We start from the raw sequence: 14,526 nt of genomic DNA, 5'->3' as shown, positions 1-14,526 counted from the left end.
TCACAGCGGCTTCTGAGCCGCCCGAACTCGTCCGCCGGACCTTCCACAGCTGCTCGCTCCAGGTTTCGTCGAACGTTACGCGCGTAATCTGCGCGCCTCCAGCTATCAGTCTAGCTCAGACCCTGAACGCGTCAGGACGCGCTTGTTCGGTAGTTCCGAGAGAGGGCAGATTTCCGCGGCGTCGAAGCCGTGATGCTCCACCATGGAGCGCACGTACGCCAGTTGCGATCCGGTGTGCTTCTCCTCCGCCTCCAGCGCCGCGTCGAGGCCGCCAACAGCCTCCTCCATGGCGCGGACAAAACCCGCAATGCCGCGGATGCAAGGCACCGGCGAACGCCACCTCATCTCTCCGTCCAGCCCAACGTAGATGGAGTCCTCGATCGTGGCACGGACCTGGGAAGCAGAGCGTCCTGCAAAGACATCAATCGACGCGAGCACGATCTTGGACTCAGTGGCCTCGATGACTTGCGGATGAGCATCCTGATAGTACTCGCGCAGCGCCTGTAGCTTCTTGGCGTGAGCGAACAGCGGACCCCGCCTGTCGGCGAAGCGCTCCCACGACGGGATGTCATGAAGACGCTTGGCGCCATCGGCCCAGCCTGGGTCGTCCGCGAACATGCGCGTGTGCAAGCGAATCTGCGCGTTGTACAGGAGCCAATGACCACGCCGCTTGAGGAGGACGGCCTTGCCGATCTCCTCGGCGCCCATACTCGCCAAGAAGCTTGCGGTGGACTCCGCGGAGGACTCGACTTGTGCCGCAGCCTGCAGCAGCACTAGCGCGTTCTGAAGTGACAGGCGCGCACCGTCGAGGAGGTGCGCGATGTCCTGGCCTAGGGATTCGAGCGGGTCTTGGCAGCCGTCCATCAACGCCTCCGGTCCGATGGATATTACCGAACATATTGCGCTTCACCTGCGCGCCTCAGCGTGTCCAGTATGCGACAACTGGGGGCGCGTCAGGTGGAAGCGCCGGTTAGACGCGCCGGAGAAGGAGCTCGAACTCCAACTCGTCCTCAACAGCGATCCCATCCAGCCCCGTCAGTGGGATCTCCGGCTTGAGGAGCCGCGAGTGCTGGATTGCGCCTGGGTAGACCGCCGAGAGAGTCCATCCGCGCGAAAGGTAGAACCGCTGTGCGGGGACGTTGTCGTTGGTTGTGATCAGCCAGAGGCGCCTGCATCGCGCCTCCGCGGCCAGCCTGCCGACTGCCTCGATGAGTGCCGTGCCCACACCCTGACCGGGCCGCGCCGCGATGAGCACGACGACCTCACAACCGTCGCTGCCGAGCCGATACCGCAGCAACCCGACCGGCGCCCCGTCGCTCAGCGCCACCAACCCGGGAAGTGAATCCGTGTCATGGAGAACCCCTCGCGACACCACCATGGCGGAATCGAAGTGCTCGCGGACGACCCGCGACGCCCATCCGCGGTGCGACTCATCGAGGTCGACAACCCGCACTTCGTCCCCCCTCCGAGAAGTGCTGCGTCTAACGGTGTATAGACAGAACTGGTAATCCCTCGACGCAGCTCCCGCCTTCTGCGTAACACGATACGCCATGGGAGTTCCAGCAGTTAGACGCCGAGCGGGCGGGCAATACGCAGTCTGTGCAACGTCCCCCACCCCCTCCTCCCCGGGCGTATACTGAAGAATCGTCCGCGAACGCCTCGCGAAGGAGAACCGGTCTTGCCCCTCGAACGCATATCGATACGCGGCGCCCGCGAGCACAACCTCAAGGGCTTCGACCTCGACATCCCGCGCGACCGCCTCGTAGTCATCACCGGGCTCTCGGGCTCCGGCAAGTCCTCGCTCGCCTTCGACACCATCTACGCGGAGGGCCAGCGCCGCTACGTCGAGTCGCTCTCCGCCTACGCGCGCCAGTTCCTCGGGCAGATGGACAAGCCCGACGTCGACCACATCGAGGGCCTCTCTCCGGCGGTCTCCATCGACCAGAAGACCACCTCGAAGAACCCTCGCTCCACAGTGGGCACGGTCACCGAGATCTACGACTACCTGCGCCTGCTCTTCGCGCGGGTCGGCGTACCGCACTGCCCGGTGTGCGGGCGGCGTATCGAGCGCCAGACGCCCGAGCAGATCGTCGACCTCATCGCCGAGCTCGGCTCCGGTGCGCGCCTGACCGTGCTCGCGCCGGTCGTGCGCGGGCGCAAGGGGGAGTACGGCAAGCTCCTCGACGACCTGCGCCGCGAGGGCTTCACCCGCGTGCGCGTCGACGGCGAGGTCCGCGGCCTCGACGAGGAGATCGCGCTCGACAAGAAGTACAAGCACGACATCGACGTGGTGGTCGACCGCATCGTCCTCAAGGAAGGCGTGCGCTCGCGCCTCGCCGACAGCGTCGAGGTGGCGCTGCGTCTCGCCGACGGCACGGTCCGCGTGCAGCCCGCCGACGGCGACGAGCTCTCCTTCTCGCAGGCGCTCGCCTGTCCAGAGCACGGCGTCTCCCTCGACGACCTCGCGCCACGCGACTTCTCCTTCAACAACCCGTACGGCGCGTGCCCGACCTGCCTCGGCCTCGGCGCGCACCTCGAGCCCGACCCCGACCTCATCGTCCCCGACGTCAGGCTCTCCATCGCCGACGGCGCGCTCAAGCCCTTCCGCGGGCAGACGTACTACCCGCAGCTGCTCGCGGCGTTCGCGAAGAACGAGTCGATCAGCCTCGACACCCCCTGGGAGAAGCTGCCCGAGAAGACGCGCAAGGCCGCTCTCTACGGCCTCGGCGACAAGCGCATCCGCATGGACTACACCACGCGCGACGGCCGCGAGACGTACTGGCACACTCGGTTCGAGGGCGCTGTGAACATGGTCAAGCGCCGCTACGAGGAGACCGAGTCCGAGGGGAGCAAGGAGAAGCTCGAGGAGTACCTCTCGCTCATCCCGTGCAAGGCGTGCGGCGGCGCGCGCCTCAAGCCTGCGATACTCGCGGTCACCTTCGGCGGCAAGAACATCAACGAGGTGACGCGCCTCTCCGCGAAGGACTCCGTCGCGTTCTTCCAGGGCGTCGAGCTCACCGAGCGCGAGAACGTCATCGCCGCGCGCGTCATCAAGGAGATCCTCGAGCGCCTCCGCTTCCTCGTCGACGTCGGGCTCGACTACCTCACGCTCGAGCGCGCGACCGCCACGCTCTCGGGCGGCGAGGCGCAGCGCATCCGGCTCGCCACGCAGATCGGCTCCGGTCTGATGGGCGTCCTCTACATCCTCGACGAGCCGTCGATCGGCCTGCACCAGCGCGACAACGCGCGCCTCATCGGGACGATGGAGCGCCTGCGCGACCTCGGGAACACGGTCATCGTCGTCGAGCACGACGAGGAGACGATCCGCGCGGCGGACTTCGTCGTCGACATGGGGCCGGGCGCCGGCGAGCACGGCGGCGAGGTGGTTTGCCTGGGCACGCCCGACGACATCCTCGCGTGCGAAGGGTCGCTCACCGGCGACTACCTCTCGGGGCGGCGGCGCATCCCCATGCCGGGGAAGCGCAGGGAGCCGACGCACGGGGCGATCGAGCTGATCGGCGCGACCGAGAACAACCTCAAGGGGATCGACGTGCGCGTGCCGCTCGGCAGCTTCGTCGTCGTCACCGGCGTCTCGGGCTCCGGGAAGTCCTCGCTCGTCGCCGACACGCTCGCGCCGGCGCTCTCGAACGCCGTCTACCGCACGCGCCATCGCACGGGCCGCCACGAGCGCATCGAAGGCCTCGGCGCGGTCGACAAGGTCGTCGTCATCGATCAGGGTCCCATCGGCCGCACGCCGCGCTCGAACCCCGCGACCTACACCGGCCTCTGGGACGACGTGCGCTCGCTGTTCGCCTCCACCCCGGAGGCGAAGATCCGCGGCTACTCGCCGGGGCGCTTCTCCTTCAACGTCGCCGGCGGGCGATGCGAGGCGTGCAAGGGCGACGGCCAGATCAAGATAGAGATGCACTTCCTGCCCGACGTCTACGTGCCGTGCGAGGTCTGCGGCGGCGCGCGCTACAACCGCGAGACGCTCCAGGTCGCCTACAAGGGCAAGACCGTCTCCGACGTGCTCGCGATGTCGGTCGAGGAGGCGCTCGCGTTCTTCGAGAACATCCCGCCGATCCGCCGTAAGCTCCAGACGCTCTTCGACGTCGGGCTCGGCTACGTCAAGCTCGGCCAGCCGGCGACGACGCTCTCGGGCGGAGAGGCGCAGCGCGTCAAGCTCGCCAGCGAGTTCCAGCGCCGGAGCACGGGGCGGACCTTCTACATCCTCGACGAGCCGACGACCGGCCTGCACTTCGACGACGTGCGCCAGCTGCTGATCGTGCTCCAGCGCCTCGTCGACGGCGGGAACACCGTGCTCGTCATCGAGCACAACCTCGACGTCGTGAAGTCCGCCGACCACATCATCGACCTCGGCCCGGAAGGCGGCGATCTCGGCGGCGAGATCGTCGTGACGGGCACGCCGGAGGATATCGCCGCGCATCCGACCTCGCACACGGGGCGGTTCCTCAAGCCGGTGCTCGAGGGGCGCGGCGCCACCATCGCGCCGGAGCTCGGGAGGTAGCGTGGCCGACCGCACCGTCAGCGAACGCCTCGCGGACGTACCGGACGCCACCGGTGTCTACCTGTGGAAGGACGCCGAGGGCGCCGTCCTCTACGTCGGCAAGGCGCGCTCGCTGCGCAAGCGCATGCGCCAGTACGTGGGCGGCCACGACGACCGCGAGAAGATCCCGATGCTGATGGAGCGGGTCGCCTCGTTCGATTACGTCGTCACGGACAGCGAGGCCGAAAGCCTCATCCTCGAGTCGAACCTGATAAAGCAGTTCGACCCGCCTTTCAACGTCGACTTCCGCGACGATAAGAGCTACCCGTTCATCGCCATCACCTGCGCCGATCCGTTCCCCTCCATCAAGTTCACCCGCGAGAAGCACAGGGAGGGGACGCGCTACTTCGGCCCCTACACCGACTCCCGCGCGGCGCGCGCGACGATCGAGGCCGTGCGGCGCGTCTACCCGATATGCGTCGCCACCTGCGAGCAGTGGAAGCGCCTGAGTGCGCATGGCGGCGAGCCGACCGGCAAGGCCTGTTTCGACTTCCACGTGGGGAAAGGTCCCGGCCCTTGCGTCGGTGCCGTCACGCGCGAGGAGTATGCGGACGCCGTCGGGCGCGTCGTAGCGTTCCTCGAGGGACGCCATCGCGGCGTCGCCGACGAGCTTGCCTCAAGGATGCGCGAGGCCGCCGCCGATCTCGACTTCGAGCGCGCCGCGCGCTACCGCAACGCGCTGGACGCCGTCGGCCGCGTCCTCGAGCGGCAGCGGATCGTCTCCGAGAAACCGCTCGACATGGACGTGGTCGGCTTCGAGCGCGAGGAGACCGTCACCGGCGTCCACCTGCTCGCCGTGCGCGAGGGGCGCGTGCTGTACGGCAACGAGTTCGTCCTCGACAAGGGGCTCGACGTCCCCGAGGCGGACCTGGTCGAAGGCTTCCTCCTGCGCTACTACGGCCAGGCGTCGCACGTCCCCAGAGAGGTCGTGGTCTCGGCTTCGCCCGAGGGCGACGAGGGCGTCGAGGGATGGCTCTCGGGGCTGCGCGGCTCGAAGGTCCGCCTCGTGGTGCCCGAGCGCGGCCTCAAGCGCGACCTCGCGGACCTCGCCGCCACCAACGCGCGCCACACGCTCATGCGCTACAAGTCGCGGACGCGCTACGACGAGGAGCGCGTCAACGCGGCGCTGCTCCAGCTCGAGAGCGCGCTCGCGCTGCCGGTGCCGCCGTTGCGCATCGAGTGCTTCGACATCTCGACGCTGCACGGGCGCCACTCGGTCGGCTCGATGGTCGTCTTCTCGGGCGGCAGGCCGGACACCGCGGGCTACCGCCGTTTCCGCGTGCGTCTGGACACCGGTGAGTCGAACGACGTGGCGATGATGGGCGAGGTCCTGCGCCGCCGGTTCGCGCGCGAGGGCCGCGAGGGGAAGCGTTTCGCGACCCGGCCGGACCTGCTCATCGTCGACGGCGGGAAGCCGCAGCTGTCGGCGGCGCTGGCCGCGCTCGCGGACGCCGGCGTCACCGGCATCCCCGTCGTCGCGCTCGCCAAGCGCGAGGAGGAACTCTTCGTCCCCGGGTGGGAGGAGCCGGTCGTCCTTCCCGCCGGGTCGGCGTCGCTCTTCCTCGTGAAGCGGGTCCGGGACGAAGCGCACCGCTTCGCGGTCACCTACCATCGCGACCTCAGGGGCAAGGCGATGACCGCCTCTGTCCTCGACGACGTGCCCGGTCTCGGCCCGACCCGCAAGAAGGCGCTGCTCAAGGCGTTCGGCTCCGTGCGCCGCCTGCGTGAGGCGACGGTGGAGGAGATCGCCGCGGTGCCGGGCGTGCCGCGCAAGGTCGCACAGGACGTGTCGGCCACGCTGCTATACTGGGACGCGACCAGGTGAGAGGGGAGGCCGCCGTGCGTTTCGCGCTCCGCATGCTCGTCTCCGCGATGACGATCTTCGGCGTCGCGTACATCTCGCGCGGGTCGCTGATCGTGGTGGACACGTTCGTCGCCGCGCTCATCGCCGCGGTCGCGCTCGCCTTCGTCAACGCGTTCGTCAAACCGGTGGTCAGCGTCATCTCCTTCCCGGTCACGGTGATCACGCTCGGCCTCTTCGCCCTCGTCATAAACGCCCTGATGTTCTACCTCGTGGCCGCCGTCGTCCCGGGCGTCCACACGGTGGGCTTCTTCCGCACCGTGCTCGCGTCGCTGATCATCGCGGCCGTGACCTCGGTGCTCACGCGGCTCGTCGAGTCGGACTGAGGCGAGGGGCATGGCGGACAACATCGAGGATCGCGAAGCGGCTCCGACCGGGCAGGGCCCCGAGCTCGTCGTCATCACCGGCATGTCCGGAGCCGGGCGCAGCGAGGCGATCCACACGTTCGAGGACCTCGGCTACTTCTGCATCGATAACCTCCCGCCTTCCTTCATCAGCCAGGTGGTCGAGCTCACGACGCTGCCCGGCAGCCGCATCGACAAGGTCGCGGTCGTGTGTGACGTGCGCGCCATGGAGTTCTTCAGCCAGCTCTACGACGCTCTCGTCGCCCTCGAGGACGCGGGCATCCCGTTCAAGCTCCTCTTCCTCGAGGCCGACGACAAGACGCTGGTGAGCCGCTTCAAGCAGACGCGCCGCCGTCATCCGCTGCGCGAGGCGGCCTCGACCATCGACGGCATCCGCGCGGAACGGACGGTGCTCCACTCGATCCGCGGCCGGGCCGACCTCATCCTCGACACAAGCGACCTCACCACCCAGCAGCTGCGCACGGCCATCCGGGAGCAGTTCCTGGCGGAACGCGCGAGCGACGCGCTCGCCGTGAGCGTGGAGTCGTTCGGCTTCAAGTACGGGCTGCCCATCGACGCCGACATCGTCATGGACGTGCGCTTCCTGCCGAACCCGTTCTACGTGCGGCGCCTGCGCTCTCACACAGGGCTGTCGAAGCCGGTGCGCCGGTTCGTCCTCGAGCGGTCCGAGACGGAGGTCTTCCTCCAGCACTGGTTCGGCCTTCTCGACTCCCTGCTCCCGAGTTACCTGGCGGAAGGCAAGACGCACCTGCTCGTCGCGCTCGGCTGTACCGGAGGCATGCACCGCAGCGTCGTGCTTGCCGAGGAGACCGCCGCGCACCTGCGCGCGCTCGGGTACATGGCGGGCGTCGCGCACCGCGACATCGCCAAGGACCAAGGGGCGAAGTGAGCGGGGACTCCGCGCGCCGCGCCGTCGCTGTCGGCGGCGGCACCGGGTTGCCGACGGTGCTGCGCTGCCTGCTGGCGTCGGGCTTCGAGACGACCGCGGTGGTGGCCGTCGCCGACGACGGCGGGTCTTCGGGGCGCTTGCGCGAGGCGCTCGGCATGCTGCCGCCCGGCGACATCCGCAACTGCCTCGTCGCGCTCGCGGCTCCCGGCAACGAGCTCGCGCGCGTCTTCCAGTACCGTTTCCCCTCGGGCGAGGGCCTCGAGGGTCACGCGCTCGGGAACCTCGTGATCGCCGCTCTCGCGGATCTCGAGGGCGGCTTCCCGGCGGGGGTCGAGGCGGCGGGGCGCCTGCTCGGCGCCCGCGGAGCCGTGTTGCCCTCGACGCTGTCCGACGTCCTGCTCTACGCCGAGGACGCCGACGGCCGCTACACGGTCGGGCAGGCCCGCGTGGCCCATGGCCCCCGCCCGCCGATGCGCGTCCATCTCGAGCCTGCCTCGCCCGCGGCCGATCCGCGCGCGATCGAGGCGGTCCTCGAAGCGGACGCGGTCGTCATCGGGCCGGGCAGCCTGTACACGAGTCTCGTCCCGAACCTTCTCGTCGCGGGGATAGCCGACGCCCTGCGCGACACTCGTGCCGCCGTCGTCTACGTGTGCAACGTCGCGAACCAGCGCGGCGAGACGAAGGGCATGGACGCGGCCGATCACGTCGACGCGCTGTTCGCCCACGGTCTCGCTCGCCTCGACGTGGCGATCGTCCACGACGGTCCGGCCGGAGAAGACCTCGAGGCGGTGGCGGCCGACGTCTCCGCGCGCGAGCGGATCGCAGCGCGCGGTGCGCGCGTCGTGGCGGCCGATCTCGCCGACCCCGCCGACCCCCGTCGCCACGCCGCCGACAGACTCGGCGCCGTCCTGTCGGAGGTGTTGTAGGTGTCGTTCACCGCCGAGGTCAAGGACGAGCTGTCGCGCGTCGAGGGACGCAAGGTCTGCTGCAGGAAGTCCGAGCTCGCCGCGCTCGTGCGTGTCGAGGGGACGCTGCATCTCACGGGGAACGACAACTACCGGCTCGAGATCGCAACCGAGACCGCTCCCGTCGCGCGCAAGACGATCAAGCTCCTTCACGGCCTCTACGGTCTGAAGACCGAGCTGACGGTCCGCCGCTCGGTGCTCCATCGGACGAACAACTACCTCATCACGGTGCCGGCGCAACCGAAGCTCAAGGACGCGCTGGCCGAGCTCGGTGTCCTCGACGAGAGCCACGGTCTCGAGTACGGGATCGACCCGCGGCTCGTGAAGCGGGACTGCTGCGCCATCGCGTACCTGCGCGGGACGTTCCTCGGCGGCGGGTTCGTCGCCGACCCGCACGGCGACTTCCATTTCGAGCTGACCGCCGAGACCCCCGAGATGGCGGACGATCTCGTCGCCCTCATGGCCCGGTTCGAGGTGGTCGCGAAGGTCACGCGGCGGCGAGGCGCGTACGCCGTGTACCTGAAGGGCGCCGAGCCGATCGTCACGTTCCTCGCGCTCGCAGGCGCGCATCGTGCGCTGCTGCGGACGGAGGACGTCAGGATCGTGAAGGGCATGCGCAACGACGTGAACCGTCTGGTGAACGCCGAGACGGCGAACCTCCAGAAGACCGCCGACGCCGCGATCGACCAGGTGCGCACGATCCAGCGTCTCGAGGACACGCGCGGCCTGGGCAGCCTGCCGCCCGCGCTGCGGGAGCTCGCGCAGTTGCGCCTCGACAACCCGGAGGTGAGTCTGAGGGAGCTGGGCGAGCTCGCCGTCCCGCCGCTCACGAAATCCGCCGTCTACCATCGCGTCCGCCGTCTCGAGCAGCTCGCGGTGCGTCTCGGCGCCGACGCCGGCGCGCGCCGGTCGAGCGGGAAGTGATGAGCGGGGGTTGTTTCGGATACCATCAATGGCGGCATGAACGGTCCGGCGCCGCTTCAAGGCGTCAGGGGCCGAAGGGGAGTCCGGCATCGAGGAGGGAACACGGATGGCCATCAAGGTAGGCATCAACGGGTTCGGTCGGATCGGGCGCCTCGTCTTCCGTGCTTGCGCGGCCGACAAGGACATCGAGATCGTCGCGGTCAACGACCTGACCGACGCGGCCACGCTGGCGCATCTGCTCAAGTACGACTCGGTCCACGGACGCTTCGGGACCCGCGTCGTGGCGGAGGGGGACGGATTCTCCGTCGACGGCCGCGCGGTGCGTGTCGTCTCCGAGCGCGATCCGGGGGCGCTACCGTGGAAGGCGCTCGGGGTCGATGTCGTCGTCGAGTCGACCGGCCTGTTCACCGACGCGGAGAAGGCGAAGGCCCACATCGCGGCGGGCGCGCGTAAGGTCATCATCTCGGCTCCGGCGAAGAACGAGGACGTCACCATCGTCATGGGCGTCAACGACGGCGATTACGATCCGGACAAGCACCACATCATCAGCAACGCGTCGTGCACCACGAACTGCCTCGCGCCGTTCGCGATGGTCTTGCGCGACTCCTTCGGTCTCAAGGCCGGGTTCATGAACACGATCCACTCGTACACGAACGATCAGGTCATCCTCGACCAGCCCCACAAGGACCTGCGCCGCGCCCGCGCCGCCGCGATGTCGATCATCCCGACGAGCACCGGCGCTGCCAAGGCCATCGGCCTCGTGCTGCCGGACATCAAGGGCAAGCTCGACGGTATGTCGATGCGCGTCCCGACGCCCGACGGCTCCGTCGTCGACCTCGTCGCCGAGCTCGGCCGCGACGTCACGCGCGACGAGATCAACGCCGCGATGAAGAAGGCCGCGGACGGCCCGATGAAGGGCATCCTCGAGTACTGCGAGGACCCGATCGTCTCCATCGACGTGGTGGGGAATCCCGCGTCGTCCATCTTCGACTCGCTCCAGACGATGGTCATGGGCGGCACCGGGTCGTTCGTGAAGTGCGTCGCCTGGTACGACAACGAGTGGGGCTACAGCAACCGCGTGCGCGACATCATCAAGCTCGTCGGGTAGCCGGAGATGTTCTCGAAGAAGACCGTCCGCGACATCGATGTCGCGGGGAAGCGCGTGTTCGTGCGCGTCGACTTCAACGTGCCGCTCACCGAGTCCGGCGCGGTCGCCGACGACACCCGCATCCGCGCGGCCCTGCCCACGATCCGCTACCTCATGGACCACGGCGCGAAGGTCATCCTCGCGAGCCATCTCGGCCGTCCGGAGGGGAAGCCCGACGACCGGTTCCGGCTCGAGCCGGTCCGCCGTTCGCTCGAGAAGCTCCTCGGCCGCAACGTCCACAAGATGGACGTCGTCGTCGGCCCGGAAGTGACCGAGCGCGTCGAGCGCATGGTCCCCGGCGAGGTGCTCCTTCTCGAGAACGTCCGCTTCGAGCCGGGCGAGAAGACGAACGACCCCGCCTTCGCGAAGGAGCTCGCCGCGCTCGCCGACATCTACGTCGACGACGCATTCGGTGCCGCGCACCGCGCGCACGCGTCCACGGAGGGCGTGGCGCACCTGCTGCCGGCGGTGGCGGGGCTCCTGCTCGCTCGCGAGGTCGAGACGCTCTCGTCGATGATCTCCGACGCCCAGCACCCGTTCGTCGCCATCCTCGGCGGCTCGAAGGTCTCGGACAAGTTCGGGGTCATCGACCGCATGATCGACGTCGTCGACCGGCTCGTCGTCGGCGGCGGCATGTGCTTCACGTTCCTCGTCGCCATGGGCCTCGATGTAGGCAAGTCGCTCATGGAGGCCGACCAGGTCGACCACGCCCGGGAGATGCTCGCGAAGGCGAAGGCGCGCGGGGTGGACCTGCTGCTCCCGGTCGACTTCATCGTGGCCGACGCCATCGCCGAGGACGTCGAGACGAAGGTCGTCGGCCGGGAGGAGATCCCTCCCACGCAGATGGGCCTCGACATCGGTCCGACGACGATCGAGCTGTTCAAGGGGGCCATCGCCGACGCGCGCACCATCTTCTGGAACGGTCCGATGGGCGTCTTCGAGCTCGCCCCGTTCGAGTCCGGCACCCGCGAGGTGGCGGTCGCGATCGCGCGCAACACACGCGCGGTCAGCGTCGTCGGCGGGGGAGACTCCGACGCGGCGCTGAAGAAGTTCGATCTCGAGGAGCGCATGACGTTCGTCTCCACCGGAGGCGGCGCTTCGATGAAGCTGCTCGAGGGCGGGGCGCTGCCCGGCGTCGACGCCCTCATGGACAAGGAGGGCTGAAGGCCATGGAGCGCAGGATGCTCATCGCCGGCAACTGGAAGATGTACACCACATCGGGCGAAGGAGCCCTGCTCGTCCAGGACGTCGCCGAGCGCGTGGAGAAGCTGTGGGACGCGGTGGACGTCGCCGTCTGCCCGCCTTTCACCGGCCTCAAGGCGGCGTCGACGGTCATCGAACTCGACAAGTGCCGCATCGGTCTCGGTGCCCAGGACGTCCATTGGGAGAGCGAGGGCGCTTTCACCGGCGCCGTGGCTCCGCGGATGCTCAAGGAACTGAGGTGCGATTGGTGCATCGTCGGACATTCGGAGCGCCGCCAGTACTTCGGCGAGACGGACGAGACCGTGAACCGCAAGGTCAAGGCGCTTTTCGCCGAGGGCATCACCCCGATCGTCTGCGTGGGGGAGAGCCTTGCCACACACGAGGCGGGGGAGACCGAGACGTTCGTGCGAGCGCAGGTGCGAGCCGGTCTCGAGGGCATCTCGCCGGAAGAGGCCGCCCGCGTGGTCGTCGCGTACGAGCCGCTGTGGGCGATCGGCACCGGCCACACGCCGATACCCGAGGTCGCCAACGACGTGGCTCGCTGCCTGCGAGCCACCGTCGGCGCGATGTTCGGTCCGCCTGCGGCGATCGCCGCCCGGGTGCTCTATGGCGGGTCCGTGAAGGCTGAGAACGCGAAGATGTTCTTCGTCGAGCCGGATATCGACGGCGCGCTCGTCGGAGGGGCGGCGCTCGACGCCGACTCGTTCGCGGCGATCGTCGAGGCGGCGCGCTGAGGGACATGCCGCACCTCCCGGTAGCGATGCTCGTCCTCGACGGCTGGGGGGTCGCGCCCGCGGGGCCCGGGAACGCGGTGACGCTCGCGCGCACCCCCGTGCTCGACGGCCTGATCGCGACTTGCCCGCACACGACGCTGTACGCATCCGGTCTCGCCGTGGGCCTGCCGCCGGGACAGATGGGCAACTCGGAGGTCGGGCACCTCAACATCGGCGCGGGACGTGTCGTCTACCAGGAGCTCACGCGCATCGACCTGGCGGTCTCGGACGGCACGCTGGCGACCAACGCCGTCCTCGTCGAGTCCTTCGACGAGGCCGTGCGCGGGGGCCGCGCCATCCACTTCATGGGGCTTCTCTCCGATGGAGGCGTGCACAGCCACATCGACCACCTGCTCGCGCTCGTGCGCATGGCCGCGGACAGGGGCGCCCGGAGCATCTTCGTCCACGCGTTCCTCGACGGGCGCGACACGCCCCCCGAGAGCGGAGTGGGGTACGTGGAGCGGCTCGAGGGGTTCCTCGCCGAGGTCGGCGTCGGGGCGATAGCGACCTTGACCGGCCGCTACTGGGCGATGGACCGCGACAAGCGCTGGGACCGTGTCGAGCGGGCGTGGAGAGCGCTCGTCTCAGGCGAGGGTAGGGTGGCCGAGTCCGCCGCCGGCGCGCTGAAAGCGTCGTACGCGGCGGGAGTGACGGACGAGTTCGTGGAGCCGACGATCGTCCGGCCGGGAGGCGCTCCCGCGACGACGGTCGGAGACGGGGACGCGCTGGTCTTCTTCAACTTCCGCCCCGACCGGGCTCGAGAGCTGACGCGCGCCTTCGTCGACCCGGGGTTCGACGGGTTCCCTCGGCCGGTGCTGCCGAGCACGCGGTTCGTCTGCCTCACCGAGTACGACCCGACCATCCCTGCGCCGGTGGCGTTCCCGAAGGACTTCCCGCGCAACGTGCTGGCGGACGTCCTCGCTTCCGCCGGTCTTCGCCAGTTGCACATCGCGGAGACCGAGAAGTACGCACACGTGACCTTCTTCCTGAACGGCGGCGTCGAGACGCCTAAGCCGGGTGAGGAGAGGGTACTCGTTCCGAGTCCCAAGGTCGCCACGTACGACCTGAAGCCGGAGATGAGCGCCGTCGAGGTGACGGACGCGCTCGTCTCGGCGATCCGCGAGGGCCGCGCGGACGTCTACCTGGCGAACTACGCCAACTGCGACATGGTCGGGCACACGGGGATCGTCGGCGCGGCCGTCGCCGCCGTCGAGGCGGTGGACGCCTGTGTCGGCAGAGTCGCCGAGGCCGTGCGCGCCGCGGGGGGCGCGCTCGTCGTGACGGCCGATCACGGGAACGCCGAGCGCATGCTCGACGCGGACGGGAAGTCGCCGTTCACCGCGCACACGACGGACCGCGTGCCCTTGATCGTCGACGCCGCCGGTGTGACCGGCGTGCGCGAGGGCGGCATACTCGCGGACGTCGCTCCCAGCCTGCTGGACATCATCGGTCTCGCGGCTCCGGCACAGTGGACCGGGTCGTCGCTGTTGCTGCGAGACTGACCCTGCGGCTATACTGACGCGGGTCCGCACAGATACCCGCTAGGAGACAGCAGTGACCCCAATCGTCGCCATCATAATGATCGCCCACCTGGTCTGCGCGGTGGGTCTCATCGTCTTCGTGCTCCTCCACTCGGGCAAGGGCACCGGCCTGTCGCAGATGCTCGGCGGTATGATGCCGAGCACGGGGAGCGGCACCGGTATCATCGAGCGCAACCTCGACCGGATCACCATCGCCTTCGCGGTGGGATTCGCGGCGACATCCGTGCTGCTCATGATCGTCTACCGCCCCGCCTGACCGGGAAGCTCCAGCTAACTGCGCGAGGGATCGGC

The 14,526-nt window shown here is 69.0% G+C and carries 13 protein-coding genes; 11 read left to right on the top strand and 2 right to left on the bottom strand.

Translation table 11 applies throughout. The features are described from left to right. Positions 1–105 precede the first annotated feature (105 nt). Both WC971_05700 and WC971_05695 read right to left on the bottom strand, forming a co-directional pair. Positions 106–864, bottom strand: coding sequence for a hypothetical protein (locus tag WC971_05700; protein MFA5844310.1), 759 nt, complete (start codon positions 862–864; stop codon positions 106–108). 106 nt (positions 865–970) lie between these two features. Then, entirely contained in the window at positions 971–1,453 is a 483-nt protein-coding gene (locus WC971_05695) for a GNAT family N-acetyltransferase (protein ID MFA5844309.1), read from the bottom strand. A gap of 225 nt (positions 1,454–1,678) precedes the next feature. Between WC971_05695 and uvrA the strand changes: the two genes are divergently transcribed. The 11 genes from uvrA (at position 1,679) to secG (ending at position 14,491) form a co-directional block, all read left to right on the top strand. Continuing rightward, a complete protein-coding gene (gene uvrA / locus WC971_05690) occupies positions 1,679–4,528 on the top strand; it encodes an excinuclease ABC subunit UvrA (GenBank protein ID MFA5844308.1) in 2,850 nt (949 codons plus the stop codon). 1 nt (position 4,529) lies between these two features. Beyond that, on the top strand, positions 4,530–6,392 hold the full coding sequence (gene uvrC, locus WC971_05685; protein ID MFA5844307.1) for an excinuclease ABC subunit UvrC: 1,863 nt from the start codon (positions 4,530–4,532) through the stop codon (positions 6,390–6,392). Between the two features lie 14 nt (positions 6,393–6,406). Then, positions 6,407–6,754 (top strand): phage holin family protein, encoded by a 348-nt coding sequence (locus WC971_05680; protein MFA5844306.1) that lies wholly within the window; start codon positions 6,407–6,409, stop codon positions 6,752–6,754. A 10-nt stretch (positions 6,755–6,764) separates the two neighbouring features. Next, the gene (rapZ, locus tag WC971_05675; protein ID MFA5844305.1) at positions 6,765–7,682 is read left to right on the top strand and encodes an RNase adapter RapZ; all 918 of its coding nucleotides are present in this window, start codon (positions 6,765–6,767) and stop codon (positions 7,680–7,682) included. Continuing rightward, the gene (locus WC971_05670; protein MFA5844304.1) at positions 7,679–8,608 is read left to right on the top strand and encodes a gluconeogenesis factor YvcK family protein; all 930 of its coding nucleotides are present in this window, start codon (positions 7,679–7,681) and stop codon (positions 8,606–8,608) included. Before rapZ ends, WC971_05670 begins: the two co-directional genes overlap by 4 nt. Beyond that, positions 8,609–9,571 (top strand): DNA-binding protein WhiA, encoded by a 963-nt coding sequence (gene whiA / locus WC971_05665; GenBank protein ID MFA5844303.1) that lies wholly within the window; start codon positions 8,609–8,611, stop codon positions 9,569–9,571. A gap of 106 nt (positions 9,572–9,677) precedes the next feature. Further along, positions 9,678–10,679 carry a type I glyceraldehyde-3-phosphate dehydrogenase gene (gene gap / locus WC971_05660; protein ID MFA5844302.1) on the top strand — a complete coding sequence of 334 codons (1,002 nt, stop codon included), beginning with the start codon at positions 9,678–9,680 and terminating at the stop codon, positions 10,677–10,679. A 6-nt stretch (positions 10,680–10,685) separates the two neighbouring features. Beyond that, entirely contained in the window at positions 10,686–11,882 is a 1,197-nt protein-coding gene (locus WC971_05655) for a phosphoglycerate kinase (protein ID MFA5844301.1), read from the top strand. A gap of 5 nt (positions 11,883–11,887) precedes the next feature. After that, on the top strand, positions 11,888–12,655 hold the full coding sequence (tpiA, locus tag WC971_05650; GenBank protein ID MFA5844300.1) for a triose-phosphate isomerase: 768 nt from the start codon (positions 11,888–11,890) through the stop codon (positions 12,653–12,655). Between the two features lie 5 nt (positions 12,656–12,660). Continuing rightward, complete coding sequence (gene gpmI, locus WC971_05645; GenBank protein ID MFA5844299.1) at positions 12,661–14,196, top strand: 2,3-bisphosphoglycerate-independent phosphoglycerate mutase; 1,536 nt, start codon at positions 12,661–12,663, stop codon at positions 14,194–14,196. 52 nt (positions 14,197–14,248) lie between these two features. Further along, positions 14,249–14,491 carry a preprotein translocase subunit SecG gene (secG, locus tag WC971_05640; protein ID MFA5844298.1) on the top strand — a complete coding sequence of 81 codons (243 nt, stop codon included), beginning with the start codon at positions 14,249–14,251 and terminating at the stop codon, positions 14,489–14,491. Positions 14,492–14,526 lie beyond the last annotated feature (35 nt).

This window comes from Coriobacteriia bacterium (assembly GCA_041658765.1).
In the GTDB taxonomy this organism is placed as follows: domain Bacteria; phylum Actinomycetota; class Coriobacteriia; order Anaerosomatales; family JBAZZO01; genus JBAZZO01.
This window is presented reverse-complemented; position numbering and strand designations above follow the sequence as displayed.